This is a genomic window from Bacillus cereus group sp. BfR-BA-01316 (assembly GCF_022664195.1).
In the GTDB taxonomy this organism is placed as follows: domain Bacteria; phylum Bacillota; class Bacilli; order Bacillales; family Bacillaceae_G; genus Bacillus_A.
In genome coordinates, this window is record NZ_JAKUGX010000098.1 from 1 (window position 1) to 378 (window position 378).

The window sequence follows — 378 nt, forward strand, 5'->3', positions numbered from 1 at the left end:
ATAATGGATTAATGTCTTGCAAAATTTCTAAAGCGACCTCAGCTTTTCGCTGTCCTAATTTACTGATGGAACTTAGCATTTGTCGATTGATATTACTTGCTTCAAATACATCTTGATCAATAACATGCAAAGAACCCACACCCATTCGCGCCAATTGGATAAGTGTAATTCCGCCTACGCCCCCTGCTCCAACTACAGTAACTCGAGAATTTTTTAATTTCTCCTGCTCCTCTACAGAGATAACACCAATATTTCGCGTAAAACTTTCTTCATATATATTTTGCATATCATTATTTTTTGTTAACAACTTGTATTCCTCCTTACAGTGTTTTATAATCCCATCCACCTTTTGGGACTTCTTTTACTTGAACCGGGATA

1 protein-coding gene is annotated in these 378 nt (G+C 36.5%); it reads right to left on the reverse strand.

Annotation, left to right across the window (positions count from 1 at the left end; genetic code table 11):
• On the reverse strand, nucleotides 1-307 hold a 307-nt coding region (locus MR071_RS25160; RefSeq protein ID WP_242238245.1), incomplete at its 3' end, for a ThiF family adenylyltransferase.
• Nucleotides 308-378: the final 71 nt, after the last annotated feature.